Genomic DNA, 25,361 nt, shown 5'->3' with positions numbered 1-25,361 from the left:
CCGGTGATTCGGCCCGCCGACGGCCGTTGCCGGTTCCGCGCCTGACCGACCATGTCCCGGTCGACGGCATCGGGGAGGACGGGTTGCTCGACACCACTTTTGCGTGCGCGGGACCGGTGGACGTCGAAGGCGTTCGCCGGCTGGCCCGCGACGGCAGGCTCGCCGGCTCCGCGTCGGCCGCCCCGCCCGGCGACCTCGCCCGGTTGCGCGGGGCGGTCTACACGGTGGCCTGGCCACTGGTCTTCGCGCGGATCACCAAACCACTGGAACGGCAGCGGCGGCACCCGGACTGCGCCCGCGGGCTGGAATGGCTGCGGCCCGACTGCCTCGACCGCTTCCACGACGACGTCGAAGCCGTCGTGGAGCACGCGCTGCGGCGCGCGACGGACCCGATCGAGAACTTCGACGGCTGGCTGGCGACCCGGCTGAGCCCGGCGACGGTCGACGCCCACCGGCGGCGGCGCGGCGAAATCGGGGCGCTGCAACGGCCCCGGCTGCCGGCCTGGCTGGGTGACGCCCTCGGCGGCGACCCGTGGCTGTGCGACCTCGCCGTGCAGATCCTGGTGTGGGCCGGGGTGCCGGCGACGGCGGGCGCGGAGCTGTGGCCACTGGACGGCTGGGCGGCGCGCCGGGCCCAGGTCACGGGCGCGCCACCGCCGGGCCGCGACCCGCTCGACCTCGAGGTGCGGCAGGTGCTGGCGGCGATGGGCAAGCGGCCGAAGTGGTACGCCGAGCACGTCGAGCGGCCCCTCGGGCACAAGCGGGCCCCGGTGGCGCCGATGCCGGCGGACGGCGCGGCCGAGCCCGTCCCGCTGCAGCTGGTAGGCGCGGCCGAAGAGGACGACGCCCGGCTGGCGGAGCTGGCCGAGCAGGCGCTGCGCGCGATCGAGGCGAGACTGGCGGACGGCGAGGACCCGCCGGCCGCGGTGCGCGCGGTCGTCCGGCGGGTGTTCGGAGCCGGCGGGGCCGCGCTGGACCGGTTGCCGCACACCGGATCCACCCTCGACGACTGGTTAGCCACCGCTCTTGCCGACGAGGTCCGGCTCGAGCGGATCGTCGCGACGGTGCTGGCGATCCTCGGCCGCTGAAGGTGGAGGGGTGGGCGCGCAGGGAGAAGTTGTCTGCTGGCAAGGAACGTTGGCCGCCGGGTGAGCCGCCGACGGCGGGATCGCGGGCCCGCAGGCGGAAATCGTTTGCTCACGAGGATCTTCGACCACCGGACCCAACCGGGTGGCCAGCACTTCGAACAGCGTCTCCCGCGAACAACCCGCGGCGAGCGCCCGGGTGCCGGCCGAAGACAGCTCGGCCAGCAGCACCTCGCGCACCGCCGCGCGGGTTCGCTCCGCGAGTCTCGTGGGCGGGACAGCTGATCCGGCCACCCCCGCCTCCTTTCTCCCCGCGTCCAGCCTTCTCCTGACGGACGGGTCAGCGCCACCACGACGGCGGGGGCACCGGCAGCCGCAGCGGGCAGCCCGTGTGGCGGCCCGTCCAGCAGTCGGCCAGCCAGCGGGTCAGCGCGACCGGCCCGAGCAGGCTGTCCTCCCACACCGGCGTCAGCTCGCCGGCCCGGCGGAGCATCGTTTCGGCCGTGGCGCAGAAGGAGGTGATCGCGGCGACGGCGGCGTCGGCCCGCGCGACCGGCCAGGCGACCGCGGCCCCCGGCAGCCGGGCCGGGATGGCCAGGCCGGTGCCGACGGTGCAGTTGCGGGCCAGCTGGAGCGCGAGGTCGAACTCGACCGCTTCGGCGTGCAGTTGCCGGGCTTGCCATCTGGGCGAAGCCGCGGCGGCGTACAGCCCGGCGAGCCGGGCGGCGACCAACCCGTCCCACACCGTCAAAAGCACCCCTCGCGTGTCGGCGGGATGGGCGCCGGCGAGATCGAGGGTGACGGCGCTGAGCCAGGCACACGGGTCCTTGACTTGACGATCAGCGGCGACGGTCACGGCAGCCAGTCTCGCACCGGAAAGCACGTCCGGCACCAAGATGATCATGGTTCACCGCAGGACCACCCGGTCGGTGGCGAACCGTTGAGCGGCTGCGTACCACCATCGGGCACTGCGGGTGACCGAACCGTTACGACTGTGCCATCATGTCGGCGCTCAGTGCCGAGCACGCCCTCCTTCCCGCCCCCCTGAGAAAGGCTTCAGCACGTGATCAAGACCAGCAAGAGCCGGGCCGGCACCCAGCGCGTCACGTTCAGCCTCCCGGCCGGGCTGCCACCCGGACGGGTGAGCGTGGTGGGGACGTTCAACGACTGGACGCCCGGCCGCCACCACCTGACCCCGCGCTCCAACGGCCGCCGCTCGGCTTCGGTCGACGTCGCGCCCGGCACCGTGCTCCAGTTCCGCTACCTCGGCGAGGACGGCCACTGGTTCGACGACCCCGACCTGCCGGACCGCGAGAACGGCAACTGCGTCTACGCGACCAACTGAGTCAGGACCTCCGGCGCGGCTTGCCCCGCTTCGGGGCGCCGCCGCCGGTCCGGCGGGCCGCCGGCTTCTTCGGCGCCGCGGGCTTGCGTTCCGGACGCTTCTTTTCCGGTGCGGGAGGCTGCTGGCGTCCGCGCGTGCTGTTGACCGTGCGGCCGCGGACGACGCCGATGAACGCCTCCATCAGGTCCGTCGTCTCGTCCTCGAGCCACGACAACGCCACGCTCGACTGCGGCGCGTCCGCGACCGTCCGGTACGTCAGGTCGCGGCGGTGGTGCAGGCGCGCCAGGGACTGCGGGACGACCAGCACGCCGACGCCCGCCGCCACCAGTTCGACCGCGTCCGCCGTCGACTCCGGCCGCGAAACCGCCGGGCGGCCCGGAAGCGCGGCCCACTCGATCGTGTCGTCCAGCGGGTGCAGCACGACGTCGTCCACCAAGTCCGCTGTGGACACTTCGTCGGCCGCCGCGATCAGGTGGTCCTTGGGGACGACCACCACGGTCGTCTCGGTGTACAGCGGGATCGCGTGGAGGCCGTCGCGGTCGATCGGGGAACGCAGCAGCGCCGCGTCCGCGCCGCGGGAGCGGATCAGCTCCGCCGCGTCCGCCGCGGCCACCGGCACCAGCTCCAGCGGCACGTCCGGCTGCCGCTCGCCCCAGGTCCGCACCCACTTGGCGGGCGTCGCGCCCGGGACGTACGCGAGTCGGAACGAGGTCACCGGGTCAGGCTACCGGGCGGGGCGCTGGCTACCCTGGACGGCATGACGTCGCACAAGACCGCCCAGACGATGAAGCCCGCGACGGCGGCGAAGAAGCTGGGTGTGTACCTCGAAGCCACGCCCCCGGAGTTCCAGGAGGGCGTCGTCTCGCGCGACGAGCTGAACGCGCTGCAGGCCGAACCGCCGGAGTGGCTGCGCGAGCTGCGCCGCACCGGCCCGCACCCGCGGCCGGTCGTCGCAGCGAAGCTGGGCATCTCCATCGGCGGCCTCACCCGCGGCGGGATCACCGACGCGCTCACCACCGAGGAAATCGACGCGCTCAAGACCGAGAACCCCGACTGGCTGGTGCGCGAACGCGCCACCCAGGCCGAGGTGCGCAAGGAAACCGAGCGCGTCAAGGAGAAGAACCGCTGACCACGCTCGAAGAGGCCGCGCGCCTCGACGCCGCAGACGAACTGGCCGCGTTCCGGGACCGGTTCGTCCCGATCGCCGACGAAAGCGTCGTCGCCTACCTCGACGGGAACTCCCTCGGCCGCCCGCTGCGTGCCACCGCCGAACGCCTCCAGGAGGTCGTCGCCGAGCAGTGGGGCGCCCGGCTGATCCGGTCGTGGGACGAGCGCTGGCTGGAGCTGCCCGAGCGGATCGGGGACGAGCTGGGCCGCGTCGCCCTCGGGGCCGCGCCGGGGCAGACGATCGTCGCCGACTCGACGTCCGTGTGCCTGTACAAGGTGCTGCGGTCGGCCGTCGCGCTGCGGCCGGGACGCGACGAGATCGTCACCGACACCGCGAACTTCCCCACCGACCGGTTCCTCGTCGACAGCGTCGCCGCCGAACTGGGCCTGACAGTGCGGTGGATCGAGAGCGCCGACGGCGTCGCGGCGGTCACCGGCCCGCGCACGGCCGCGGTCGTGCTGTCCCATGTGGACTACCGCTCGGCCGAGATCGCCGACCTCGCCGGGATCACGCGGGTGGTGCACGAGCGCGGCGGCCTGGCCGTCTGGGACCTCTGCCACAGCGTCGGCTCGATCCCGGTGGCGCTGGACGCCGACGGCGCCGACTTCGCGGTCGGCTGCACGTACAAGTTCCTCAACGCCGGCCCCGGCGCGCCCGCGTTCCTCTACGTCAACGCGCGCCACCACGAGGCGTTCGGGCAGCCGATCACCGGCTGGATGGGCGCGGCCGACACGTTCGGGATGGCCGAGCGGTACGTACCCGCGCCCGGCATCCGCCGCGCGCTGTCCGGCACGCCGCCGGTGCTCGGCATGGTGGGCGTCCAGGAGGGCGTGGCGCTGCTGGCGGAAGCGGGGATCGACCGGGTGCGGGCGAAGGCGGTCGCGCTCGGGCGCTGGGTGCTCGACCTCGCCGATGAGTGGCTCGTCCCGCTCGGGTTCACCGTGGCGTCGCCGCGGGAGGACGCGCGCCGCGGCGGCCACGTCACCCTGCGGCACCCCGACGCCGAGCGGCTTTCGCGCGTGCTGATCGACAACGGCGTGCTGATCGACTTCCGCCGTCCCGACGGCATCCGCATCGGGCTGAGCCCGCTGACGACGAGCTTCACCGAGGTCCGCGCGGCCATGGACCGGATCCGCGAACTCGCCGCATGACGTGAATGACTCATTCATGTCGTCAGGCGACATGAACGACCCTTTCATGTCATGTCCGATAGTAGCCATGTACTTATTAGCCATGTACAGTATTGGCATGAGCACTCCCGGGCACCTCATCTGGCGGCTCTCCACGAAATGGCGCGTGGCGGTCGACCGCGCATTGGCCCCCGCGGGCCTGACGCACGCGCAGTACGTCTTCCTGGCTTCGCTCTTCGGGCTGGAATGCGCCGGAACCACCCCCAGCCAGCGGGAACTCGCTGACGAGGCCGGGCTCGAAGCGCTCTACACCTCCAAGCTGGCGCGCTCCCTCGACGCCGACGGCCTGGTCGAGCGCACCCGCGACCCGGCGGACACCCGCACCATCCGGCTGAGCCTCACCCCCCGCGGCCGCGAGGTCGTCGAGCCCGCGATCGCCACCGTCGCCGCGCTCCTCGACCGGCTCCTCGCCCCCCTCGGCGGCCGCGACGGGAATCGCACGAAAGCACTTGCCCGCGAACTCACGCTCCTCCTCGACACCCCGCTGAAGGACGAGAAATGACGCTGCACCACGAGGAATCCGGCACCGGCACCCCGATCGTCTTCCTGCACGGCAACCCCGGCTCGTCGCACGGCTGGCGCCACGTCCTGCCGCACGTCGGCGGCGGGCGCCTGCTGGCCCCCGACCTGATCGGGATGGGCCGGTCCCCCAAGCCGGACATCGCGTACTCCTTCGCCGACCACGCCGGCCACCTCGACGCCTGGTTCGACGTGCTCGGCCTCGACGACGTCGTCCTCGTCGGCCACGACTGGGGTGGCGCGCTCGCCTTCGACTTCGCCGCCCGGCACCCGGGCCGCGTCCGCGGGGTGGCGTTCTTCGAGACGATCGTCAAACCCATGGCCTGGGACGACGTGTCGCCGCAAGCCGCAGAGCGCACGCGAAAGATCCGCACGCCCGGCGTCGGCGAGCGGATGGTGCTGGAGGAGAACCTGTTCGTCCAGCAGGCGTTCACCGGCGGCGTGCGCACGCCGGTGGCGGACCTCGAGCCCTACCTGGCGCCGTTCCCGACGCCGGAAAGCCGCCGTCCGGTCCTGGCGTGGGCGCGGCAGCTGCCGCTCGGCGGCGAGCCGGCCGAGGTCGTCGCGCGCGTCGAGGCCTACGACGAGTGGCTGGCCACCAGCACCGCGACGCCGAAGCTGCTCATGACGTTCGAAGGCTCCCCCACGCTGCTCATCGGGGAGAAGGTGGCTCAGTGGTGCCGGGAGCACATCGCGGCGCTCGACGTCGTCGCGTGCGGCGAAGCCGGGCACCACGCCCAGGAGGACCGGCCGAAGGAGATCGGCGCCGAGGTCGCGGCGTGGCTGGACCGGCACGGCCTCCGGTGAACTCAGCGGTGGCGCAGCGGCGGGGTCGCGTCCACGCCGAGGACGCGCGCGGCAACCCACGCCAGCGCGTCCGCGGTGCGGGCCGGCGTGTCCGACGGCTGCATCACGTGGCTCAGCACCGTCCGGACGACGATGTCGATGACCACGTCCAGCTGCTCCCCGGTGAACGGCGGGTCGTAGGCCGCCACGCGCGCGTTCAGCACCACCTTCGCGTGGGTCAGCAGCGAGCCCGCCTCGGTGGTCAGCAGCGGCAGCAGCTCCGACGCCGTGCCGTGCGTGGCGGAGGCGATCGCGCGCAGCAGCGTGTTGTCGTCGGCGAGTTCGAGGACCGCGCGGACGGCGTCGTAGATCGCCTCGACCAGGTCGTCTTCGTGGCGGGTGAACGCGGCGTCGACGACCGAGAGGAACCGGCCCAGCTCGTGCGTGACCATCGCTTCGGCCAGCGCCGCCTTGGAGCCGATCTCGTTGTAGACGGTCTGGCGGCTGACGCCGACGACCTCGGCCAGCCGGGCCATGGTGACCGCCTGCCAGCCGGACCGCGCGGTCAGCTCGATCGCCGCGGTGATGATCGGCTGCCGGTGCTGACCACCCTCGGGCGCCGCCGGAAGTGCCGCACTCATGATCGCCATTCTAGGCGGCGCCCGCGAAGGCCAGCGCTTCTGCCCACGCGGCCCGGGCCGCGATGCGACGCCGGTACTTCATGATTTCGCGCGGGCGGTCGACGGTGAGGGCGCCGGTGAGCCGGTCGCCGCGGCGGTAGAGCGTCACCCCGCCCGCGGACACGACCTCGTCGGCGTGCGGGGTGCCGACGAACTGGATGCGTCTGCCGTACCAGTCGGACCAGAAGTACGGCACGGTTTCGAGGGGACGCGCCGACGCGGGGTCGAGCGCGTGCCGCGCGGCGGCCGCACCCTGCTCGGCCGCGTTCGTCCAGTGCTCCAGCCGCAGTTCGAGGCCGTCGAAGAGCGGGTTCGGCACGTACGCGACGTCGCCCGCCGCGTAGACGCCCGGCGGGCCCGCCGCCAGCGTCGCGTCGCACACCACGCCGCGGTCGCGCTCGTGCAGCGTCAGCCCGCTGCCTTCGAGCCAGCCCGTGGCCGGGACCGCGCCGATGCCGGCGACGACGAGGTCCGCGGGCAGGACTTCGCCGCCCGCCAGGTGCACGCCGTCGCCGGTCACGCCGGTGACCTCGGTGGCGAGCCGCAGCTCGGTGCCAGCGGCGTGGTGCAGCGCGGCCAGCTCCGCCCCGGCGGTCTCCCCCACCGCGCGGGCGAGCGGGACGGCCGCCGCCTCCACGATCGTCACCGGCAGGCCGCGCTTGCGCGCCGCCGACGCCACCTCCGAGCCGATGAACCCGGCGCCGACCACGACCGTGCGGGCACCGGTGTCCAGCGCGGCGCGCACCGCGACGGCGTCCTCGGCGGTACGCAGCGCGCGTGCACCGGGAAGGGTGCGCGCGGTCGCGCCGGTGGCGATGATCAGAGACCCGTACCGCACGGCCGTTCCGGCGACCGTCACTTCGCGCGCGTCGGTGTCGAGGCTTTCCGCGGACGCGCCCAGCATCAGTTCGACGCCGAGTTCGTCCCGGAGCACCGTTTCCGGGTGGAACGGCTCGAGTTTTGACGGGCCGCCGGCGTCGAGGAACGCCTTCGACAGCGGCGGCCGGTCGTAGGGCAGGTGCTCTTCGGCGCCGACGAGGACGATCCGGCCGCGGTACCCGGTGCTGCGCGCGGACTCCACCGCGCGCAGCCCGGCCAGCGAGGCACCCACGACGACGAGGGTCATGTCAGCTTCAGCGCCAGTACCGGGCAGGCGTCGACCGCCGCGGCGACGTCCTGGCGGTGCTCCTCGGCGGGCCGCTCGTCGAGCACGACGACCGTGCCGTCCTCGCCCACCTCGAAGAAGTCGGGTGCCATGGCCTCGCACATGCCGAGGCCGTCGCACTTCGCGCGGTCCGCGTCGATCCGCATCACGCACCCACCCGGCCCGGCGCGACGAAGTCGACCTTCTCGCGCACCCCGCAGTCGGGGCAGCACCAGGAGTCCGGGATCGCCGACCACGGCGTGCCGGCCGGGAAGCCCTCGCGCGGGTCGCCGAGCTTCTCGTCGTAGACGTACCCGCAGCCCGGGCACATGCCGCCTTCGGTGGCGTCACCGTGGGTGTCGGCGTGCTCCGCCGCGGCGACGGTGACGCGGGTCCCGTACCGCGCAAGGATTTTCTCGCGCTTCGAAGGCTGGATGTTCGCGCGCGAGATGTCGCCGTCGAAGTGGGCGAGCACGCGCGGGTCCATCACCCGGCGCCACAGCGGCGGGACCAGCGCGAGCACGATCATCCCGGCGTACCCGGTGGGCAGCACCGGCGACTCGGCGAAGTCCCGCAGCGTCTGGTAGCGGCGCGTGGGGTTGGCGTGGTGGTCGCTGTGCCGTTGCAGGTGGTAGAGCAGGACGTTGGTGGCGATGTTGTTGGAGTTCCAGCTGTGGCTGGGATCCACGCGCTCGTAGCGGCGCTTGCCCTCCGCGCCGACGCGCTGGCGCCGCATGCCGTAGTGCTCCATGTAGTTGACGACCTCCAGCAGCGAGAAGCCGACCACGGCCTGGATCACCAGGTACGGCAGGATGCCCACGCCGAGCCAGGCGACCATGGCCGCCCAGAGCACGGCGGACATCAGCCAGGCGTTGAGGACGTCGTTGCCGAGGCGGAACGGGTGCTTGTCCCGGCGCGCGTAGCGCTTGCGCTCCAGGCGCCACGCCGACTTCAGCGAGCCGAAGACCGTGCGCGGCCAGAAGCGGTAGAAGCTTTCGCCGACGCGGCTGCTCGCCGGGTCTTCCGGCGTCGCGACGCGGACGTGGTGGCCGCGGTTGTGCTCGATGTAGAAGTGGCCGTAGAAGCTCTGCGCCAGGGCGATCTTCGACAGCCAGCGTTCGTGGCTTTCCTTCTTGTGGCCCAGTTCGTGCGCGGTGTTGATGCCGATCCCGCCGATGCAGCCGATGGAGATCGCGAGCCCGATCTTGTCGGCGACGGTGAGGCCGCCGTGGGCGACGAGCCAGAACGCGGCGGCGAAGCCGAGGTACTGGATCGGCAGGAAGGCGAAGGTGATCCAGCGGTAGTAGCGGTCCTTTTCCAGCCGTTCGAGGACGTCGTCGGGCGGGTTGCTGCGGTCGAGGCCGGCGACGAGGTCGATGAGCGGCACGACCACGAGGATCACGACCGGCCCGATCCAGAACCAGGCGCCCCAGCCGGTGGCGGCGTGCAGACCGATGGCGAGGAACGCCAGGGAGGGGACGACCAGTCCGATCAGCCACAGGTAGCGCTTGCGGTCGCGCCACAGCTCGGTGGACCCCGCGGGCACGGTAGCGGTCATGACACCCTCCTCCGTTGGCTGGCTTGACAGGACTGTAGGTGATGTCCATCTCGCTTGACAATAGTTGGTTCTATGTAAATCTTGCGCGGCTCGGTAACCTGGAGGACGGGTGAGGAGCAGTGGACGAACAGGTCGTGGTGCCGAACTTCCGCGGACGGCAGGCGCTTGACGCGTGGCTGTCCGGTCATGACGCGGGGTTGTTGTTGCAAGGACCGGACCCTGACAGCCCGCACCCGTTGATGAACGGGTTGGTGGTGGCCCAGTTGCCCGCGGCGGGTGCGACGGTGACCCGGTGGGCGACCGTGACGGTGTGGGTAAGCGGCGGCGGGGATCCGAGCGGGGTCCGCGAACCGCGGCGGCCGTTGCCGGAGATGCGGGAGGACGTCGGGTTCGGCGAGTCGGACGGCGGCTGAGCCCGCGACCGCGCGGCCGACCCCGAATCGAGGAAATCACGCGAACCCCGGACTGCCGACACCTGCGCCCTTCGGCACACCTACCGCCACTCGCCGAGCCCGGCCACCCGCGGCGGGCGCGGGAGTGGGCCGCTGAGCGATGATGAGCGAGGCCGCAACCCGAGCGGAGTCCGCGAGCCACGGCGGCCGTTACCGGAGGCGCGGGAAGACGTGGGCTTCGGCGAGCCGGACGGCGACTGAGCTTGCGACCGTGCGGTCGACCCCCCATCGAAGAAATCACGCGAACCCGACCGCCGACGCCTGCACCTCCGGCACACCTCCTACTTCTCGCCGAGCCCAGCCACCCGCGGCGAGCGCGGGAGTGGGCCGCTGGACAACGGTGAGCGAGGCGGGGATCCGAGCGGAGTCCGCGAACCGCGTCGGCCGTTGCCAGAGGCGCGGGAAGACGTCGGGTTCGGCGAACCCGAGAACTGAGCCCCAGCCACGGAATTCCCCGCCACGGCCACCGTTCGTGACGAAGATCATCTTCGCCACCCCGTCACCGAGCGTCGCCCGCACCGAGCACTCCCAGGCACCCGCCCTGCCCGTTTTTCCCGCCTTGCGAACACCCCGGCGCGGCGGACCGGACGAATTCACTTTCACCCGTTCGGCCCAGTGTGCAACTCCGCGAAATCCACCCCGGGGCCGTTACCAGAGGAAATGCGCGTAATCAACCGGACGCGTTCGGTAAACACCGTTCGCCGCCCGGCGGACACCCGTCCGGACGCTGGGTCAGCACCACCGCCGTTCAGTGGTTCGTGGTAAAAAACGGACCCTGATCGATTCCGCGGCAACACGGAGGGTGAGGCGAAGACGGGTGACGGCGGCCGCTGTGTCCCATCGTCGTGTCCGCTTCCTCGTCCGGGTCCGGAGTTTTCGCCGACCGTCACTCAGGAGTTCGTGAACCGCCGTGCAGAACAAAGACGTCCAGGACGAGTCGGACAAGCCGTACGACAAGTCGATCCGCAAAAGGCTGACCAGGACCGTTCTCATTCCCAGCGTGACGCTGCTCGTGCTGTGGATCGCGGTCTCCTCCTACTTCCTCTTCAACGGCGTTTACGTCCGGCTGGTCGCCGCGTCGGTGCGCGAGGTGTCCATCCCCGCCGCGTCCGCGCTGGCCGAGTTCCAGAAGGAACGCCAGACCGCGCTGCAGTACCTGGACGACCCCGCGCTCGGCCCGGGCCGGCTCCAGCAGCAGCAGAAGGCCACCGACGAAAAGCTCGGCGCGCTGAAGGACGCGTTCGCCGCGACCATCTCCAACGCGCCGGACGAGATCGCGGCCAAGGTCAACGAGCTGAAGTCCCAGTTCGACCAGTTGCCCGTGCTGCGCTCGCAGATCTCCTTCCGCAGCATCGACCGCGCGCAGGTCAACGGCTACTACAACGGCGTGATGGACACCGCGTCCAACCTCTTCGACACCCAGGCCCGCGTCGTGCCCGACGCCGACGCCGCGACCGGTGGTGTCACGGCGACCTCGGTGTTCCGCGCCGGTGACGCCATGTCGCGCGAGACGTCGCTCGTCTCGACGGCCTTCTCGGCCGGCACCTTCGCCCCCGACGACTTCGCGCAGTTCGCGCAGCTGTCCGGGACCTACCGGACGCAGCTGGCGCAGATCGAGCCGTTCCTCGACCCGGCCGTCCGCGACAAGTACCAGGCGCTGGCCAAGAGCGCCGCGTGGCAGCAGCTGGGCACCGCCGAGCAGGCGATCGTCAAGCACGGCCCGTGGTCGCCGAGCGAGCAGAACTCCGTGCCGGTGTCCGAAACGGACTGGCTGAACGCGACCACGCAGGTCGCCCAGGGCCTCAACGACCTCGCGATCACCCAGGCGGACAAGGTTTCCGCGGCCGCGATCGACTCCGGTGACGCCCAGCTGCGCAACGTCATCATCGGCAGCATCCTGGCGCTGCTCGCGTCGCTGGCGGCGATCATCGTCGCGGTGCGGGTCTCACGCTCGCTCGTCGACCGCGCGCTGATGACGCGCCTCGCGCGGCTGCGCAACGACTCGCTCGACCTCGCCCGCAACCGGCTGCCGAACATCGTGGAGCGGCTGAAGAACGGCGAGCCCGTCGACCTGAAGGAAGAGCTGCCGCAGCTCGACCACGGCCGCGACGAGATCGGGCAGGTGGCCGAGGCGTTCAACACCGCCCAGCTGACCGCGGTCAACGCCGCGGCGAGCGAGGCCAAAGCGCGCAGCGGCGTGCACAACGTGTTCCTCGGCATCGCCCACCGCAACCAGGTCCTGGTCCACCAGCAGCTGCAGATCCTCGACGAGATGGAAGCCCGCGAGGACAACTCGACGCAGCTGGCGTCGCTGTTCCAGCTCGACCACCTCGCCGCCCGCGCCCGCCGGACCACCGAGAACCTGATCATCCTCGGCGGGAAGCAGCCGGGCCGCCGCTGGCGCAAGCCGGTGGCGCTGATGGAGGTCCTGCGCGCGGCCGTCTCGGAAACCGAGCAGTACGCCCGGGTCCAGGTCGAGCAGGTGCCCGACGTCGCGATCGTCGGCGCCGCGGTGGCCGACACGATCCACCTCGTCGCCGAGCTGGTCGACAACGCGACGTCGTTCTCGCCGCCCGGGTCGCCGGTCGAGGTGACCAGCCGCGCGGTCGCGCGCGGGGTCGTCGTCGACGTGTCGGACCAGGGGCTCGGCATGAAGGACGGCGTCCGCGAGTGGGCCAACTCCATGATGGCCGAAGCGCCCGAGTTCGACGCGATGGCGCTGCGGGCCGACTCCAGCCTCGGCCTCTTCGTGGTCGCGCGCCTGGCGTCGAAGCTCGGCATGACCGTCACGTTCGACCCGTCCCGCTACGGCGGCCTCCGCGCCACCGTGCTCATCCCGTCCCAGCACCTGGCCGGCCGGCAGGGCGAGCACTCCGAAGAACCGGGGTCCTCCCCCGCGGAGACCACCGCGGTGCTGGCCCCGGTGGGCGCCCCCGCGGCGCAGGCAGCAGAAAGCGCACCCGGTTCCATGGACACGCCCAGCTCGTTCAGCGGCCAGATCCCGATGAAGCGGGAGGCCAAGCCGAGGCCGTACCCGGCTCGCGCGCTGACCCCGCCCGACCCGCTGCCCGCCGTGCCCGCCGCGGCGCCCGCGCCCGCGGTCGCGGAGCCGCCGGCCGCCGAAGCACCCGCGACGCCGCCCCCGACGGCCGACGACCGGCCCCGGCTGCCCCGGCGCGAGCCCCAGCAGAACCTCGTCGCCCAGCTCGAAAACGAACCCGAAGAAGGCGACGAAGACGTCGTCTCGCCCGGAGAGGGGACCGCGCGGACCCTCGCCGCGTTCCACAAGGGCACTCGCCGGGGCCGGGTCGGGTCGGACGATGCGTAAGTCCGCGACAGCATTTCGAATGTCCACAGAGGAAAGTCAAGGTCTCTGACGCATGAACGAGTACGGGAACCCCAAACCCGATCTCAACTGGCTGCTCGACGACGTGGTGAACCGCGTGGTCGGCGCGCAGAACGCCATCGTGCTGTCCGCCGACGGGCTGCTGATCGGCAAGTCGGCGGGCATGGGCAAGGACGACTCCGACCAGCTGTCGGCCATCGCCTCCAGCCTGCAGAGCCTGGCCAAGGGGGTGAGCAAGCAGTTCAACCGCGGCCCGGTGCTGCAGAACATGATCGAGATGGAGCGCGGCTACCTGTTCGTCTCGGCGGCCGGGCAGGGCGCGTGCCTCGCGGTGCTGGCGGCCGACGACGTCGACGTCGAGATGATCGCCTACGAGATGAGCCGCCTGGTCAAACGGGTCGGCGACTACATGGTGTCCGCGCCGCGCGAAGCGGCGCAGATCCTGCGGGAGGCCACGTGAGCGGGGACGAAAGCTGGTACGACGAGGCCGCCGGGCCGCTCGTCCGGCCGTACACGATCACCAGCGGCCGGACGCCCGCGGACAACGCGCGGCTGGACCTCTCCACGCAGGTGATGACGCTGCGGTCGGAACAGGAGCCCGCCGGGCTGGGCCCGGAGCACCAGGCGATCGTGCAGCTGTGCCGGCACCCGGTGTCCGTGGCCGAGATCGCGGTCTACGTGAAGATCCCGCTCGGGGTCGTGCGCGTGCTCGTCGGCGACCTCATCGAACGCGGCCTCGTGATCACGCGCTCCCCTGCCCACCACCCGGCGCAGTCGCCGGACCTCGAAACACTCCAGGCGGTTCTCGATGGCCTCATCAAGTACTGACGAACTGGTCCCCACGCCGGTCAAGATCATCATCGCCGGCGGCTTCGGCGCCGGGAAGACCACCATGGTCGGTTCGGTCAGCGAGATCCCGCCGCTGACCACCGAGGAGGTGCTCACCGAGGCGAGCGCCGGGGTGGACGACCTGTCCGGCGTCGAGCGCAAGACCACGACGACGGTCGCCCTCGACTTCGGCCGGATCACCATCTCGCCGCGGCACGTGCTGTACCTGTTCGGGACGCCCGGCCAGGCGCGCTTCTGGTTCATGTGGGACGACCTCGCGCGCGGCGCGATCGGGACGATCGTGCTCGTCGACACCCGGCGCCTGGAGACCAGCTTCGCCGCGATCGACTTCTTCGAACGCCGGAAGATCCCGTTCGTCGTGGCGGTGAACTGCTTCGACAACGCGCCGCGCTACACCGCGGACGAGATCCGCGAGGCCCTCGTCGTCCCCGACCGGGTGCCGATCGTCATGTGTGACGCGCGTGACAGGGACTCGAGCAAGCTCGCGCTGATCCGGTTGGTCAAGCACGCCATGACGATCCTGCCCGCGCCGGTCTGAGACCTGCGGTTTGTCCTGTCCTTGTCCACCCCGGACGGCGCCGGTGTCCGATGTGTCCGAGCGTGTCCACGTCGGACACCGGCAAACCCACATGGCCCAATTGGTTGGACCACCCGGGTGCAGCTTTTTAGTTGAGCAAGCATCAAACTGATAGCATCCGGTCGTGACGAGTCGTGAGCCGGAGTTTCCTGAATATATAAGGGAAAACTACCCCGCTCAGGGTCGTCTCTTCGGTGACTTCCTGTGCGGGCTCTGGTCCACCGCGTGTGAAGCGCTCGAGGTTCCGCTGGAGCAGTCCGTGCGGACCACGCGGATGCTGCGCGCGCTGCTGCCACCGTGGGCCCACGAACGGATCGGGGCCACCCCGGCGCAGCCGTCCTATGTGGCGGACGACGGGTTCCCCGCCGAGATGTCGGTGAACTGGTCCGGGCCGCACCCCGAGCTGCGGGTGCTGTTCGACGGGCTCGGTCACGACGTCGCGCCGCCGCCGGAGAGCGGTTTCCGCAGGCTGCACCGGGTGCACGAGACGTTCACCGTGCGCGGCGGCCGGCCGTCCCCGGCTCCGCTGTGGCACTCGATCGCCTGGCGCCCACCGTCGCGGATCGTGCACAAGACCTACTTCGGGCTCTACCCGTGGCCGCACGCGCACCGCGAACTCGCGGTGGCCGAAGCGATGGAGCGGCTCGGCATGGCCCCCGCGTGGGACGACGCCCGCCGCCGGGTCGAAACCGTCGACGGCCGCCGGGAGATCGAGTTCTTCGCGGTGGACCTGGCCGACGAGGCCGAGGCGCGGGTCAAGGTCTACTACCGCAACCACGACGCCGGCCTCGCCGAGGTGAACCGCGTCGCTTCGGTGGCGCTGAGCCACGACGCCGAAGACGCGCGCGTCGCGTACCAAACCCTGGCCGGAGACCGGGAAGACGCCGGTGAAGCGGCCTTGAGCTGCCTGGCGTTCCGGGCCGGACTCGACCGCGCGGCCGAGTCCACGACCTACCTGCGCCTGCCGGATCTCGCTGCCAGTGACGAAGAAGCCGTCGAACGGACCGCCGCGCTGCTGCACCGCGAAGGCGTCGACCCCGGCCGCTTCCGCCTCCTCACCGCCGCGCTGGCGCCGGAACCCTTGGCGCGGACGCGCATCCTCGAGCTGGTGAGCTACCGCACAGCGGGCCGCCGCGGCGACGTCACCACGTACTTCCGGTTCCCCGTGTACGACCGGTCGCCGGCGCCTGTTGATCTTGCTTAGCGTGCCAGGAAAGATGATCTCCCGAAGCACCACGGTAAGGAGCCGATCGTGACCCAGCAGGACGTCGAGCGCGTGGCCCGGCACAACGAGCAGCGGCAGCGGGAGTACGAAGGGTCGGCCCTGATCCGGCTGCTGACCGACGCGAGCACGACCGACGAGACCAAGAAGGCCGTGCTCACCTACCTGCAGCCGTGGTCGAACGCCTTCCAGCGGATGATCAGCGCCCGCGTCACGTTCGAGAGCGACCCGGAGCTGCGCGCCCTGGCCCTGGAGCACCAGGAAGAGGAGATCGGGCACGACAAGATCCTCGCCCGCAGCCGCGCGGAGGACCGGCAGCTGGTCTGGGACCCGGTGATCGAAGCGGGCGCGTCCTGGTTCGTCGACCAGTTCGGGATCCTGCCCGGCGTGCAGCGCGCGGTGCTGGCGCACCTGGCCCTCGAAGCGGGCAGCCTGGTGTTCAGCCAGGCGGGCACGCGGGCGTTCCCCGAGGACGAATACTTCGACCTGCACGACGAAGCCGACGTCGAGCACCTGGAGATGGGCTACGAACTGCTGCGCCGGCGCAGCGACTGGTCGGTGGACGACGTCGTCACGGTGCTCGACCGGGCGTGGCAGGTGATCGGCGTCGTCTCGGACCGCATCGCGGAGTGCGCCCGCCGCGATACGGTGGCCGCATGACGAGCACCGACCCGGCCGCGGCCGCCCGCGAAATCGCCGCCGAAGCCGCCCGTGCCTACCAGGAAGCGCTGGGAGAGCGCCTGATCGGCGCGTACCTCCTGGGCAGCCTGTCCTACGGCGGCTACGCCCCGGCGGCGAGCGACATCGACCTGGCCCTGGTGCTGACCGACGCGGACGGCGCCTCGATCGCGGACACGACGACGGCGTTGCAGGAGCGAAGCCCGTTGCACCGCAAGCTTTCGGTGTTCTGGGCCTCGCTGCCGGCGCTGCGCGAAGGCCGCGACGACGGGCGGTTCCCGGCCCTGGACCGCCTGCAGCTGGCCGACCACGGCGTGGTCCTGCTGGGCTCGGACGTCCTGGCGGAGATCGCCCGCCCGGCCGCGTCGGAGCTGCTGCTGGAGAGCGCTTCCTTCGCGATCGCGGTCTTGGCGACGCCGGAGGTGACGGCGGAGTTCCGTTCGCCGCGCCGTCTGCTGGTGGACACGGTGTGGTTCACGAAGGCGGTGCTGTTCCCGGTCCGCTTCCTGTACTCGGGCACGCTGGAGACGGGCCGCGCCGCGAACAACGACGAAGCGATCGAGTGGTACCTGTCCCAGGAGGACGCCCCGGCGAAGTCGTTGGTGCGGCTGGCGTTGCGGGTCCGGGAGGGGCACCCGCTGGAGGCCGAAGAGCTGCGGCCGGAGCTGGCGGCGGGGTTGGTTCCGCTGTACCGGTACTACATCGAGGACCAGCTGCGGCGGTTGAAGGACATCGGGGCGCCGGAGGACCTGGTGGCCTCGTTCGCCGATTGGGACAGCCGGCTCGGCTAAAGCCGCGAAACCCGCGCCGCCCAGGCGGCGATCTGGCTCCGCGAATCGAACCCCAGCTTCCGCAGGATCCGGTTCACGTGCCCCTCCGCGGTCCGCCGGGAGATCACCAGCTTGTCCGCGATCTCCTGGTTCGACCGGCCGTCCGCGATCAGCACCGCCACTTCGCGCTCGCGGTCCGTCAACGGCGTCACCCGCGACGGGCCGGGCGCGGGTGACGGTGTCGCGTCCCCCAGCGCGTACGCGATCGCTTCCTCCAAGCCGAACTCCCGGCCCCGGCGGAACGCCGCCGCGAACGGGCCCTCGCCCAGCGCTCGCCTGGCCGACCTCTCGCACTCGCCGTGCGGGGCACCGAAGTACCTCGAGCCGAACATCGGGAAGCCGACCGCCTGCCAGATCGGCTGGGCCGACCCCAGCATCGTCGCCGCCGGTTCCCAGTGGCCGCGGGCCGCTTCGTTCCACGCCAGCACCTCGATCGCCAGCACGATCCCCAGCAGGTCGTGGAACTCCCGCTTGACGCGCAGGCAATGCCGGCCGCGCTCGGCCGCGCGGGTGAAGTCGCCGCGGCCCAGCGCCACCAGGGCCTGGACGAACGTCGCGTACGCCTGGGCCCACTGCTCGCCGTGGGCGGCGCCCGTCGCGCACGCCTCTTCGCACAGCTCGCCCGCGCGGTCGAGGTCGCCCAGGAAGATCGACGCCACCGCCAGCTCGATGCCGGCCAGCATCACGTTGCTGTTCAGCTCGCCGAGCTGCCGGTACCGGGCCTGCGCCTCTTCGAACAACGCCTTCGCGTCGCCGACGTCGTCGCCCACCAGCAGGTTGCAGCCGAGCCGGTGCGTCGCGTACGCCAGCGCCACGTCGTCGCCGGCCCGGCGCGCGTACGCGCGGCACTCCTCCAGCATTTCGATCGCGCCCGCGTTGTCGCCCTGCAGCGTCGCCACGTACCCGTTGACCCACAACGCTTTCGCCCGCGCCGCACCCGGTTCGGGCGACAGCGCGAGCGCGCGGTCGAGCCAGTGGCGGCCTTCGCCGAACACCCCGCAGCCGGCCCAGTAGTACCAGAGCGTCGAGGCGAGCCGGAGGCCGGTTTCCAGCTCGCCCGGCACCGTCAGGCTGTAGTCCAGCGCCGCGCGTAAATTCGCGTGCTCGGCCCGCGTCCGGCGGAAGACCTCCGCCTGCTCCGGCCCGAACCACGCCCGTTCGCCGCAGACCGCCAGTTCGAGGTAGTGGTCCCGCATGGACCGCAGAGCCCCGGCCGCTTCCCCGGACTCGGTGAGCTTGGCCCGGCCGAACTGCCGCAACGGCTCCAGCAGCCGGAACCGCCCGCCTTCGCGGATCAGCACCGACTTCTCCACCAGCCCGGCGAGCCCGGCGCGGACGTCCTCGCCCGCGCAGACGCGTTCGGCCGCCGGCAGGTCGAACCCGCCGGCGAACACCGACGTCCGGGCCCACAGCCGCCGCTCGGCCGGGTTGCACAACGCGAAGCTCCAGTCGACGGCCGCCAGCAGCGTCTGGTGCCGGGGCTCGCCGCCGCGCTTCACCGTCCCCGGCAGCCGGAAGCAGTCCTCCAGGCCGGACTCCAGCTCCGCCAGCGTCAGCACCCGCAGCCGGACGGCCGCCAGCTCGATCGCCAGCGGGAGGCCGGCCAGCAGTCGGCACACCTGCGCCACCTGCTCCTGGTTCTCCGCGGTGACGGCGAACGCCGGGTCGACGGCGGCCGCGCGTTCGGCGAACAGCGTCAGCGCCGGGTAGCGCAGCCAGGCCCCGCCCGGCAGCGGGCGGCCGGGCTCGGGCAGCGGCAGCGGGGACACCGGCCAGAGGTGCTCGCCGGCCAGCGCGAGCCGCTCGCGGCTGGTCGCGAGCAGCCGCAGGCCCGGCGCGGCCCGCAGCAGGTCGTGCGCCAGCGTCGCGCACGCGTCGAGGACGTGCTCGCAGTTGTCCAGGACGACCAGCAGCCGCCGGTCGCGCAGGTGCTCGGCGAGCACCTCCGCCGGGGTCCGGCCGGTTTCGTCGTGGACGCGCAGCGCCTCGAGCACGGTGTGCGCGACGAGCGCGGGGTTCTGCAGCCCGGCGAGCTCGACCAGCCAGACGCCGTCGGGGAACGCCCGCGCGAGCTCGGCGGCGGTCTGGACGGCCAGCCGCGTCTTGCCGACGCCGCCGACCCCGGTCAGCGTGACGAGCCGCGCCTGCGTCAGCAGCCGCTTGACCTCGGAAACGTCCGGCTTGCGCCCGACGAAGCTCGTGGTGTCGGCGGGCAGGTTGCCCTTCCCCCACGTCGTGCCGGCCTTGCCCACCCGAGCACCGTAAGGACGTCCGCGCGGGCCGGTCAATGCGGGCCCCTCGGAGGAAGCAACCTTCGAGCCGCTGCCGCCACCTGGACCAGGATCGCGGCCGAGCTGACGGACGTCTCCGCCGACCTGAAAGCCGCGCTGGCCGCGGACCTGCCCGGCTGGACCGGCGGTGCGGCCGAGGGCTACCAGCGCTTGATGGCCGGCAACGTCGAGGCCATCGGCGGGCTCGGTGCCACCGCGGCGGCGATGGCTGCGGCCTCGCGGGGGTCAGGCGTCCGGGATGCGGTAGAGGGTCGGCGTGTCGCCGCCGTGCATCGCGGCGAGGCTCGTGCGGCAGGCCTGGCGGACCTCGCGGTTGGCCGCCGAGCCCGCCTGGCCGCAGCGCGGGCAGTACAGGTGGACCGCGCCGGGCGGGGTCTCGTCGACGGCGACGTCGACCGGGCACTCGCAGCGGCGGCACCACCGGTGCCCGGTGACGACGAGGACGTGCAGCGGGTCGCCGACGCACTGGTGCGCCCAGCACCGGTGGACGTAGCAGGTGCTGCGGGTGTGCGGGCTGAGGCCGTGCTCCTCCGCGGTGTCCTCGGCGGCCAGGATCGCGGCCAGCCGCCGGTCGTCGAGGTCGGCGTAGCGGTCACGCGAGCCCGGGGCGGCCGGTCGCGGCTCCGGGGCGCTCGCGGGGGGAACGACCCGGAGGAGGGGACGCGACCGGCCGTGCACCATGGGTTTTCCGACCTCCTGCGGTCATCGGGGGCCGGTCAAGCTTGCGCCGGGGCACGCGGCGCCGCACCCGTACAAGTACCTGAACCCATACCTGTCCCGGCGGTCACGTGCCGCGCCCGCAGGACTACTGTCCGGCGCCGCGGCGGCCGGACCACCCCGCCGTCCGATGAGCGGTCAACGCAGGGTCAGCGGGGTCTCCGACGCGACGCGGGTCAGCTTCTCCGGGTTGCGCACGTAGTACAGCCCGGTGATGCGGCCGCCGTCCAAGCGGACCGCCATCACGCCGTCCAGCTCGCCGTCCAGGTGCAGCGCCAGGCCCGGGTTGCCGTTGACCACCGTCAGGCCGCTGGTCAGCACCGCGTCCGTGCGGCCGATGCCGCCGGACACGAACCGGACCACCTTGTCCGCGCCGGCGACCGGGCGCAGCGCCGCCTGCTTGACGCCGCCGCCGTCGCTGAGCAGGACGACGTCGGGGGCGAGCACGTCGAGCAGGCTCTGGAAGTCGCGGGTGACCAGCGCGCGCCGGAACGACTCCAGCACCGCGCGGGTCTCGCGGGCGGAGACCGGCTCGCGCGGGCGGCGGGCGTCGACGTGCTTGCGGGCGCGGTGCGCGATCTGGCGGACCGCGGCCGGGGTCTTGCCGACGGCGGCGGCGATCTCGTCGTAGCCGAACTCGAAGACCTCGCGCAGCACGAACACGGCGCGTTCGGTCGGCGCCAGCGTCTCGAGGACGAGCATGAGGGCCATCGACACGCTCTCGGCGAGTTCGACGTCCTCGGCGACGTCCGGCGCGGTGAGCAGCGGCTCGGGCAGCCACGGGCCGACGTAGGCCTCCTTGCGGCGCTTCATCGTGCGCAGCCGGTTGAGCGCCAGCCGCGTCGTGATGCGGACCAGGTACGCGCGCTCGTCGCGGACCTCGCCGAGGTCGACGTCGGCCCACCGCAGCCAGGTCTCCTGCAGGACGTCCTCCGCGTCGGCCGCCGAGCCGAGCATCTCGTAGGCGACGGTGAAGAGCAGGTTCCGGTGGGCGACGAAGGTTTCGGTGGCGGTCACGCGCGTCCCCAGGCGACGAAGGCCGCGATGGCGAGGTAGGCCAGGTTCAGCGCGACGAACTTCGCCTCGCCGTGGCGCAGGTGCGTGATCATGGCCCCGATCATGAGCAGGACCCAGCAGGCGGCCGTCACCGGGACCAGGACGGGCGCGATCCCGAGGGCCGCGGGCAGGATCAGGCCGGCGGCGGCCAGCAGTTCGAGAACGCCGAGCGTCTTGACGAAGCCGGCGCTGCGTTCGCCGGTCCACGCGCCGCCCGGGTGGGCGGCGAGCTTGGCCCGGGGCACGAACGTCTTGCTGACGCCCCCGGTCAGGGCGACGACGGCGAGCAGGGCGGCAGCGATCCAGAGTGCGGTGTTCATGAGGTCTCCTTCGGTCGGCCTCAAGACACCGGGTGCCCGGTCGCCGTGACAGGGCATGACGCGGGTCACACGACCGGCTCGAGCAGCCGCCGAGGGGCGCTCATCGCGGCCGACACCGGGTCGGGGTCCGCGGGCGGCCGGTAGCCGGGGCCGGGCTCGATGCGGATCTCCGGCACCGGGACGACCGCGCCGCACTCCTCGCACCGGCCGTCCGCGCCGAGGCGGCCGCCGTCGGCGTCGTGGCGGGTGGTGCGCTTTTCCCCGTCCGGGGAGTAGAACGCGTCCCCCCAGCCCATCAGCGCGCGCACGACCGGCCAGAGCGCGACGCCCTTGTCGGTGAGCCGGTATTCGCCGTTTTCGCGGGCGAGGACGCCCTCCTGCACGAGCGCCTTGAGCCGGCTGGTCAGGACGGCGCGCGGGATCCCGAGCTGGGCGGCGAAGTCCCCGAACCGCCGGACGCCGAAGAAGGCGTCGCGGACGATCAGCAGCGTCCACCGCTCCCCGACGACCTCCAGGGAGCGCGCGAGGGAGCAGTTGCGGTCCGCGTAGGTGCTGGGGAGAGCCATGGCCCAAGGCTACACCTCGGCAGTTCGTTCATTGAACTCGCTCGTGCTACGGTGCGGTAGTTCGGTAAATGAACTGCCATCAGGAGGGCGTCCCGTGTTCCAGTTCCTCGTCTCCTTCACGCGCTCCCGCCGGTTCGAGGTCATCGCGGACGCCGACGCGTTCACCGCCCACGCCGCCGGCCCCCGCTTCGGCGCGTTCTTCGCCGAGGCCGCCACCTACGCCGAGGGCCCGACTTGGCTCATGCGCGGCACCGTCGTCGGCGCCCCGGCCTGATACCGCAAGGAGTTCCGATGTCCCTCTTCCTCGTCACCGCCGCGGCCGGCAAGACCGGCGGCGCCGCGATCGGCCACCTGCTCGCCCGCGGCCACCGCGTCCGGGCCATGGTCCGCCGCGAAGACGACCGCTCGCGCGCGCTCGCCGCGGCCGGCGCCGAAGTCGTGCGCGCCGACTTCCTCGACCTCGACGCCGTCACCGCCGCGCTCGACGGCGTCACCGGCGCCTACTTCTGCTACCCCATCCGCGACGGTCTGCTCGACGCGACCGTCGCCTTCGCCCAGGCGGCAACGGAAACCGGCGTCCGCTCGATCGTGGACATGTCCCAGATCTCCGCCCGCCGCGAGGCCCGCAGCAACGCGGCCCGGCAGCACTGGCTCGCCGAACGCGTGCTGGACCGGACCGGCCTGCTCACCACCCACCTGCGGCCGACGTTCTTCGCCGAGTGGCTCCCCTCGTGGTGGGAACTGCGCGACGGCGAAGGCCTGCTGCGCCTCCCGTTCGGCGAAGGCAGGCACGCGCCGATCGCCGCGGCCGACCAGGGGCGCGTGATTGCCGCCGTCCTCGCCGATCCCGAGCCCCACGCCGGCGCATCCTACTCCCTGCACGGCCCGGTCGAGCTGAACCACCACGAGATCGCCGGGCTCATCGCCGCCACGCTCGGCATCCCGGTGCGCTACGAGCCGATCTCCGTCGAGGAGTTCTCGGCGTCGATGACCGCGCGCGGCCTGCCGGCGCACCTGATCCAGCACCTCGGCCACGTCGCCGTCGACTACCGGAACGGGGTTTTCGCGGGCACCAACGACGTCGTCGAAAAGGTCGGCGGCGCACCACCGCTGTCGGTCGAGCAGTTCGTGCTGGCGAACAAGGATTCCTTCGCCGGCAACGGCCCGTACTTCGTCGCTTGAGGGGAAAGACCATGGCCTCCGTTCTCATCACCGGCGCCGGCAAGGGCATCGGCCGCGCGATGGCGCTCGAGCTGTCCCGCCGCGGCCACCGGGTGATCGCCACCGCGCGCGACCCGCGCGTGCTCGACGACCTGCCCGTCGACCAGCGGCTGCGCCTGGACGTCACCGATCAGGAAAGCGTCGACCGGGCCGTGGCCGACGCCGGCGAAGTGGACGTCCTGATCAGCAACGCCGGCGAGACCGTGCGCGCGCCACTGGAAACCGTCCGCTCGACGAGGTCGACCGGCTCTTCCGGCTCAACACGCTGGGCGCGCTCCGGGTCGCCCAGGCCGTCCTGCCGGCGATGCGCTCCCGCGGCGACGGCCACCTCGTCTTCGTCTCGAGCGTTCAGGGCCGGCTCGTGCTGCCGATCATCGGCCCGTACGCGGCCAGCAAATGGGCCCTCGAAGCCATCGCCGAAACGCTCGCCGTCGAAACGCGCCACTTCGGCGTCAAGGTGAGCATCGTCCAGCCCGGCGCCGTTTCCTCGGGTGGCGGCGAGCGCGCGAAGGTCTTCTTCGCCGACGAAGATCCGTACCTCCCGCTGTACGAGCAGCTCGCCGCCCTGCGCGGCGAAGGCGTGACACCCGAGGAGGTCGCTGTCACGGTCGCGGAAACGATCGAACGCCCGGAACCGCCGCTGCGCGTGCCTGCCGGGGCGCCCGCCGAAAAGGCGTTGCGGGCGCGGAAGGACGCGCCGGAGAACGAACCGTTCCTGTTCGCGAAGATCGACTGGTGAGTGCTTGAACGAGCAACTAAACGGGAGTACTACTGGGCAGAGGATCACCAAAGATCCGTTCGCTCTCCAGGGGAGGATTCATGCACTTGGGTTTCAGCCTTCCGGTCTTCGGCAAGGCGGCGGCCACACCGGGCGGGATCGCGCGGTACGCCCGCGAAGCCGAACGGGCCGGGGCGGCCAGTCTCTGGGTCGGTGACCGGCTGCTTTCGCCGGTCTCGCCCGTCGTTCCCTACCCGGGCTACGACACCATGCCCGAGGAGTTCCACACCGCCCAGGACCCGTTCACCGCGCTGGCCGTCGCCGCCGCGGTGACCGAGACGGCGATCCTCGGCTCCAGCACCATCAACGCCACCCAGTACCAGCCCGCGAACTTCGCCAGGATGCTCACCAGCATCGACGTCGCCTCGAACGGACGGCTGCTGCCCGGCCTCGGCATCGGCTGGTCGCCGGACGAGTACACGGCCGTCGGCATCCCGATGAGCGAGCGCGGCAAGCGGTTGGACGACCTGCTCGACCTGCTCGAAACGTGGTGGACCAAGGACACCGTGACGCACGAAGGCGTCGGCTACTCCATCGCCGAGTCCAACGTCGCACTGAAGCCGGTGCGCAAGCCGCCGGTGCACCTGGCCGGGTTCGGCGAGAAGTCGCTGCGCCGCGTCGCCGAGCGGGCCGACGGCTGGCTGCCCGTCTGGTCGGTACCGGAGCAGTTCCCCGCCGACGTGCTCACCTCCACCCTCGCCAAGCTCCGGGCCGACGCCGAAAAGGCCGGGCGCGACCCGCAGGCGCTCGGCGTGGCGCTGCGCGTGAACGCCGCACCCGGCGTCGAAGCGGAGCAGATCGCCGAGTCGGTGACGAAGATCGTCGGGATCCTCGAGCCGGACCACACTTTCGTGGACCTGGCCTACCTGACGAGCAGCGTGGACGAGCACCTCGACCTCACCGGGCGCCTGCTCGACCTGGTCGCCAAGGGCTGACGCACGGGCGCGGAACCCGCTCCGGCGGGTTCCGCGTCGCCCACGCGG

General features: G+C 72.1%; 31 protein-coding genes and 1 pseudogene. 19 read left to right on the top strand and 13 right to left on the bottom strand.

Going from position 1 to position 25,361, the window contains the following annotated elements:
- Nucleotides 1–26 precede the first annotated feature (26 nt).
- Nucleotides 27–1,088: a hypothetical protein gene (locus ACIQWX_RS27545; protein WP_400876943.1), complete on the top strand. Its 1,062-nt coding sequence runs from the start codon at nt 27–29 to the stop codon at nt 1,086–1,088.
- A gap of 337 nt (nt 1,089–1,425) precedes the next feature.
- On the opposite strand, the gene ACIQWX_RS27540 is transcribed toward ACIQWX_RS27545, so the two are convergent.
- Nucleotides 1,426–1,989: a hypothetical protein gene (locus ACIQWX_RS27540; RefSeq protein ID WP_400876941.1), complete on the bottom strand. Its 564-nt coding sequence runs from the start codon at nt 1,987–1,989 to the stop codon at nt 1,426–1,428.
- 159 nt (nt 1,990–2,148) lie between these two features.
- Here ACIQWX_RS27540 and ACIQWX_RS27535 point away from each other — a divergent pair, with 159 nt between their 5' ends.
- Entirely contained in the window at nt 2,149–2,430 is a 282-nt protein-coding gene (locus ACIQWX_RS27535) for an isoamylase (RefSeq protein WP_400876939.1), read from the top strand.
- A 1-nt stretch (nt 2,431) separates the two neighbouring features.
- Here ACIQWX_RS27535 and ACIQWX_RS27530 read toward each other — a convergent pair whose 3' ends face one another.
- Nucleotides 2,432–3,145 (bottom strand): LysR substrate-binding domain-containing protein, encoded by a 714-nt coding sequence (locus ACIQWX_RS27530; RefSeq protein ID WP_400876937.1) that lies wholly within the window; start codon nt 3,143–3,145, stop codon nt 2,432–2,434.
- A 42-nt stretch (nt 3,146–3,187) separates the two neighbouring features.
- Here ACIQWX_RS27530 and ACIQWX_RS27525 point away from each other — a divergent pair, with 42 nt between their 5' ends.
- The 4 genes from ACIQWX_RS27525 (at nt 3,188) to ACIQWX_RS27510 (ending at nt 6,114) form a co-directional block, all read left to right on the top strand.
- On the top strand, nt 3,188–3,559 hold the full coding sequence (locus tag ACIQWX_RS27525; protein ID WP_400876935.1) for a DUF5997 family protein: 372 nt from the start codon (nt 3,188–3,190) through the stop codon (nt 3,557–3,559).
- The gene (locus tag ACIQWX_RS27520) at nt 3,556–4,749 is read left to right on the top strand and encodes a kynureninase (RefSeq protein ID WP_400877596.1); all 1,194 of its coding nucleotides are present in this window, start codon (nt 3,556–3,558) and stop codon (nt 4,747–4,749) included. Before ACIQWX_RS27525 ends, ACIQWX_RS27520 begins: the two co-directional genes overlap by 4 nt.
- A 97-nt stretch (nt 4,750–4,846) precedes the next feature.
- Nucleotides 4,847–5,290, top strand: a complete 444-nt coding sequence (locus tag ACIQWX_RS27515; protein WP_400876933.1) for a MarR family winged helix-turn-helix transcriptional regulator — start codon at nt 4,847–4,849, stop codon at nt 5,288–5,290.
- Nucleotides 5,287–6,114 (top strand): haloalkane dehalogenase, encoded by an 828-nt coding sequence (locus tag ACIQWX_RS27510; protein ID WP_400876931.1) that lies wholly within the window; start codon nt 5,287–5,289, stop codon nt 6,112–6,114. Before ACIQWX_RS27515 ends, ACIQWX_RS27510 begins: the two co-directional genes overlap by 4 nt.
- Nucleotides 6,115–6,116: 2 nt before the next feature.
- Here the strand turns inward: ACIQWX_RS27510 and ACIQWX_RS27505 are convergent, their stop codons facing one another.
- Genes ACIQWX_RS27505 through ACIQWX_RS27490 form a run of 4 tightly spaced genes read right to left on the bottom strand, consistent with a single transcriptional unit; the run spans nt 6,117 to nt 9,475 of the window.
- On the bottom strand, nt 6,117–6,743 hold the full coding sequence (locus ACIQWX_RS27505) for a TetR family transcriptional regulator (protein WP_400876929.1): 627 nt from the start codon (nt 6,741–6,743) through the stop codon (nt 6,117–6,119).
- 1 nt (nt 6,744) lies between these two features.
- Complete coding sequence (locus ACIQWX_RS27500; RefSeq protein WP_400876927.1) at nt 6,745–7,899, bottom strand: NAD(P)/FAD-dependent oxidoreductase; 1,155 nt, start codon at nt 7,897–7,899, stop codon at nt 6,745–6,747.
- The gene (locus ACIQWX_RS27495; RefSeq protein ID WP_400876925.1) at nt 7,896–8,084 is read right to left on the bottom strand and encodes a ferredoxin; all 189 of its coding nucleotides are present in this window, start codon (nt 8,082–8,084) and stop codon (nt 7,896–7,898) included. The genes ACIQWX_RS27500 and ACIQWX_RS27495 overlap by 4 nt, the downstream gene beginning before the upstream one ends.
- Nucleotides 8,084–9,475: a fatty acid desaturase gene (locus tag ACIQWX_RS27490; protein ID WP_400876923.1), complete on the bottom strand. Its 1,392-nt coding sequence runs from the start codon at nt 9,473–9,475 to the stop codon at nt 8,084–8,086. The genes ACIQWX_RS27495 and ACIQWX_RS27490 overlap by 1 nt, the downstream gene beginning before the upstream one ends.
- A gap of 119 nt (nt 9,476–9,594) precedes the next feature.
- Between ACIQWX_RS27490 and ACIQWX_RS27485 the strand changes: the two genes are divergently transcribed.
- Complete coding sequence (locus ACIQWX_RS27485; protein ID WP_400876921.1) at nt 9,595–9,888, top strand: PASTA domain-containing protein; 294 nt, start codon at nt 9,595–9,597, stop codon at nt 9,886–9,888.
- A gap of 276 nt (nt 9,889–10,164) precedes the next feature.
- Here the strand turns inward: ACIQWX_RS27485 and ACIQWX_RS27480 are convergent, their stop codons facing one another.
- On the bottom strand, nt 10,165–10,446 hold the full coding sequence (locus ACIQWX_RS27480; protein ID WP_400876919.1) for a hypothetical protein: 282 nt from the start codon (nt 10,444–10,446) through the stop codon (nt 10,165–10,167).
- A 391-nt stretch (nt 10,447–10,837) separates the two neighbouring features.
- Here ACIQWX_RS27480 and ACIQWX_RS27475 point away from each other — a divergent pair, with 391 nt between their 5' ends.
- The 7 genes from ACIQWX_RS27475 to ACIQWX_RS27445 all read left to right on the top strand — a co-directional run bounded on the left by ACIQWX_RS27475 (nt 10,838) and on the right by ACIQWX_RS27445 (nt 17,390).
- Nucleotides 10,838–13,255, top strand: a complete 2,418-nt coding sequence (locus ACIQWX_RS27475) for a nitrate- and nitrite sensing domain-containing protein (RefSeq protein ID WP_400876917.1) — start codon at nt 10,838–10,840, stop codon at nt 13,253–13,255.
- Between the two features lie 52 nt (nt 13,256–13,307).
- Nucleotides 13,308–13,733 carry a roadblock/LC7 domain-containing protein gene (locus ACIQWX_RS27470; RefSeq protein WP_364461841.1) on the top strand — a complete coding sequence of 142 codons (426 nt, stop codon included), beginning with the start codon at nt 13,308–13,310 and terminating at the stop codon, nt 13,731–13,733.
- A complete protein-coding gene (locus ACIQWX_RS27465; protein WP_086680729.1) occupies nt 13,730–14,101 on the top strand; it encodes a DUF742 domain-containing protein in 372 nt (123 codons plus the stop codon). The genes ACIQWX_RS27470 and ACIQWX_RS27465 overlap by 4 nt, the downstream gene beginning before the upstream one ends.
- Nucleotides 14,082–14,660, top strand: coding sequence for a GTP-binding protein (locus tag ACIQWX_RS27460; protein ID WP_400876914.1), 579 nt, complete (start codon nt 14,082–14,084; stop codon nt 14,658–14,660). Before ACIQWX_RS27465 ends, ACIQWX_RS27460 begins: the two co-directional genes overlap by 20 nt.
- A gap of 163 nt (nt 14,661–14,823) precedes the next feature.
- Nucleotides 14,824–15,903: a hypothetical protein gene (locus ACIQWX_RS27455; protein ID WP_400876912.1), complete on the top strand. Its 1,080-nt coding sequence runs from the start codon at nt 14,824–14,826 to the stop codon at nt 15,901–15,903.
- A gap of 48 nt (nt 15,904–15,951) precedes the next feature.
- The gene (locus ACIQWX_RS27450) at nt 15,952–16,581 is read left to right on the top strand and encodes a hypothetical protein (protein WP_400876910.1); all 630 of its coding nucleotides are present in this window, start codon (nt 15,952–15,954) and stop codon (nt 16,579–16,581) included.
- Complete coding sequence (locus ACIQWX_RS27445; RefSeq protein ID WP_400876908.1) at nt 16,578–17,390, top strand: hypothetical protein; 813 nt, start codon at nt 16,578–16,580, stop codon at nt 17,388–17,390. The genes ACIQWX_RS27450 and ACIQWX_RS27445 overlap by 4 nt, the downstream gene beginning before the upstream one ends.
- On the opposite strand, the gene ACIQWX_RS27440 is transcribed toward ACIQWX_RS27445, so the two are convergent.
- From ACIQWX_RS27440 to ACIQWX_RS27420, 5 genes are all read right to left on the bottom strand, one after another.
- The gene (locus tag ACIQWX_RS27440; protein ID WP_400876906.1) at nt 17,387–19,681 is read right to left on the bottom strand and encodes an ATP-binding protein; all 2,295 of its coding nucleotides are present in this window, start codon (nt 19,679–19,681) and stop codon (nt 17,387–17,389) included. The two genes, ACIQWX_RS27445 and ACIQWX_RS27440, sit on opposite strands and share 4 nt — an antisense overlap.
- Nucleotides 19,682–19,945: 264 nt before the next feature.
- Nucleotides 19,946–20,401, bottom strand: coding sequence for a hypothetical protein (locus ACIQWX_RS27435; RefSeq protein ID WP_400876904.1), 456 nt, complete (start codon nt 20,399–20,401; stop codon nt 19,946–19,948).
- 174 nt (nt 20,402–20,575) lie between these two features.
- Nucleotides 20,576–21,454 carry an RNA polymerase sigma-70 factor gene (locus ACIQWX_RS27430; protein ID WP_400876902.1) on the bottom strand — a complete coding sequence of 293 codons (879 nt, stop codon included), beginning with the start codon at nt 21,452–21,454 and terminating at the stop codon, nt 20,576–20,578.
- A complete protein-coding gene (locus ACIQWX_RS27425) occupies nt 21,451–21,813 on the bottom strand; it encodes a DoxX family protein (protein ID WP_400876900.1) in 363 nt (120 codons plus the stop codon). Before ACIQWX_RS27425 ends, ACIQWX_RS27430 begins: the two co-directional genes overlap by 4 nt.
- 65 nt (nt 21,814–21,878) lie before the next feature.
- The gene (locus tag ACIQWX_RS27420; RefSeq protein ID WP_400876898.1) at nt 21,879–22,379 is read right to left on the bottom strand and encodes a winged helix-turn-helix transcriptional regulator; all 501 of its coding nucleotides are present in this window, start codon (nt 22,377–22,379) and stop codon (nt 21,879–21,881) included.
- Nucleotides 22,380–22,473: 94 nt separating this feature from the next.
- On the opposite strand from ACIQWX_RS27420, the gene ACIQWX_RS27415 reads away from it, so the two are divergent.
- From ACIQWX_RS27415 to ACIQWX_RS27405, 3 genes and pseudogenes are all read left to right on the top strand, one after another.
- The gene (locus tag ACIQWX_RS27415; RefSeq protein ID WP_400876896.1) at nt 22,474–22,653 is read left to right on the top strand and encodes a hypothetical protein; all 180 of its coding nucleotides are present in this window, start codon (nt 22,474–22,476) and stop codon (nt 22,651–22,653) included.
- Nucleotides 22,654–22,670: 17 nt separating this feature from the next.
- Nucleotides 22,671–23,561 carry an NAD(P)H-binding protein gene (locus ACIQWX_RS27410; RefSeq protein WP_400876893.1) on the top strand — a complete coding sequence of 297 codons (891 nt, stop codon included), beginning with the start codon at nt 22,671–22,673 and terminating at the stop codon, nt 23,559–23,561.
- Between the two features lie 11 nt (nt 23,562–23,572).
- Nucleotides 23,573–23,767: pseudogene (locus ACIQWX_RS27405) on the top strand (SDR family NAD(P)-dependent oxidoreductase); the annotation flags it as partial.
- Here ACIQWX_RS27405 and ACIQWX_RS27400 read toward each other — a convergent pair.
- Nucleotides 23,731–23,928: a hypothetical protein gene (locus tag ACIQWX_RS27400; RefSeq protein WP_400877630.1), complete on the bottom strand. Its 198-nt coding sequence runs from the start codon at nt 23,926–23,928 to the stop codon at nt 23,731–23,733. The pseudogene ACIQWX_RS27405 and the gene ACIQWX_RS27400 sit on opposite strands and share 37 nt — an antisense overlap.
- Between ACIQWX_RS27400 and ACIQWX_RS27395 the strand changes: the two genes are divergently transcribed.
- Together ACIQWX_RS27395 and ACIQWX_RS27390 are read left to right on the top strand one after the other, a co-directional pair.
- A complete protein-coding gene (locus tag ACIQWX_RS27395) occupies nt 23,866–24,339 on the top strand; it encodes an SDR family NAD(P)-dependent oxidoreductase (RefSeq protein WP_400877595.1) in 474 nt (157 codons plus the stop codon). The genes ACIQWX_RS27400 and ACIQWX_RS27395 overlap by 63 nt on opposite strands.
- Before the next feature lie 80 nt (nt 24,340–24,419).
- Nucleotides 24,420–25,313: a TIGR03619 family F420-dependent LLM class oxidoreductase gene (locus tag ACIQWX_RS27390; RefSeq protein WP_400876890.1), complete on the top strand. Its 894-nt coding sequence runs from the start codon at nt 24,420–24,422 to the stop codon at nt 25,311–25,313.
- Nucleotides 25,314–25,361 lie beyond the last annotated feature (48 nt).

Source organism: Amycolatopsis sp. NPDC098790, assembly GCF_044759945.1.
Lineage (GTDB): Bacteria > Actinomycetota > Actinomycetes > Mycobacteriales > Pseudonocardiaceae > Amycolatopsis.
Note: the sequence above shows the minus strand (reverse complement) of the source record. Positions and strands in the feature narration are given on the sequence as shown.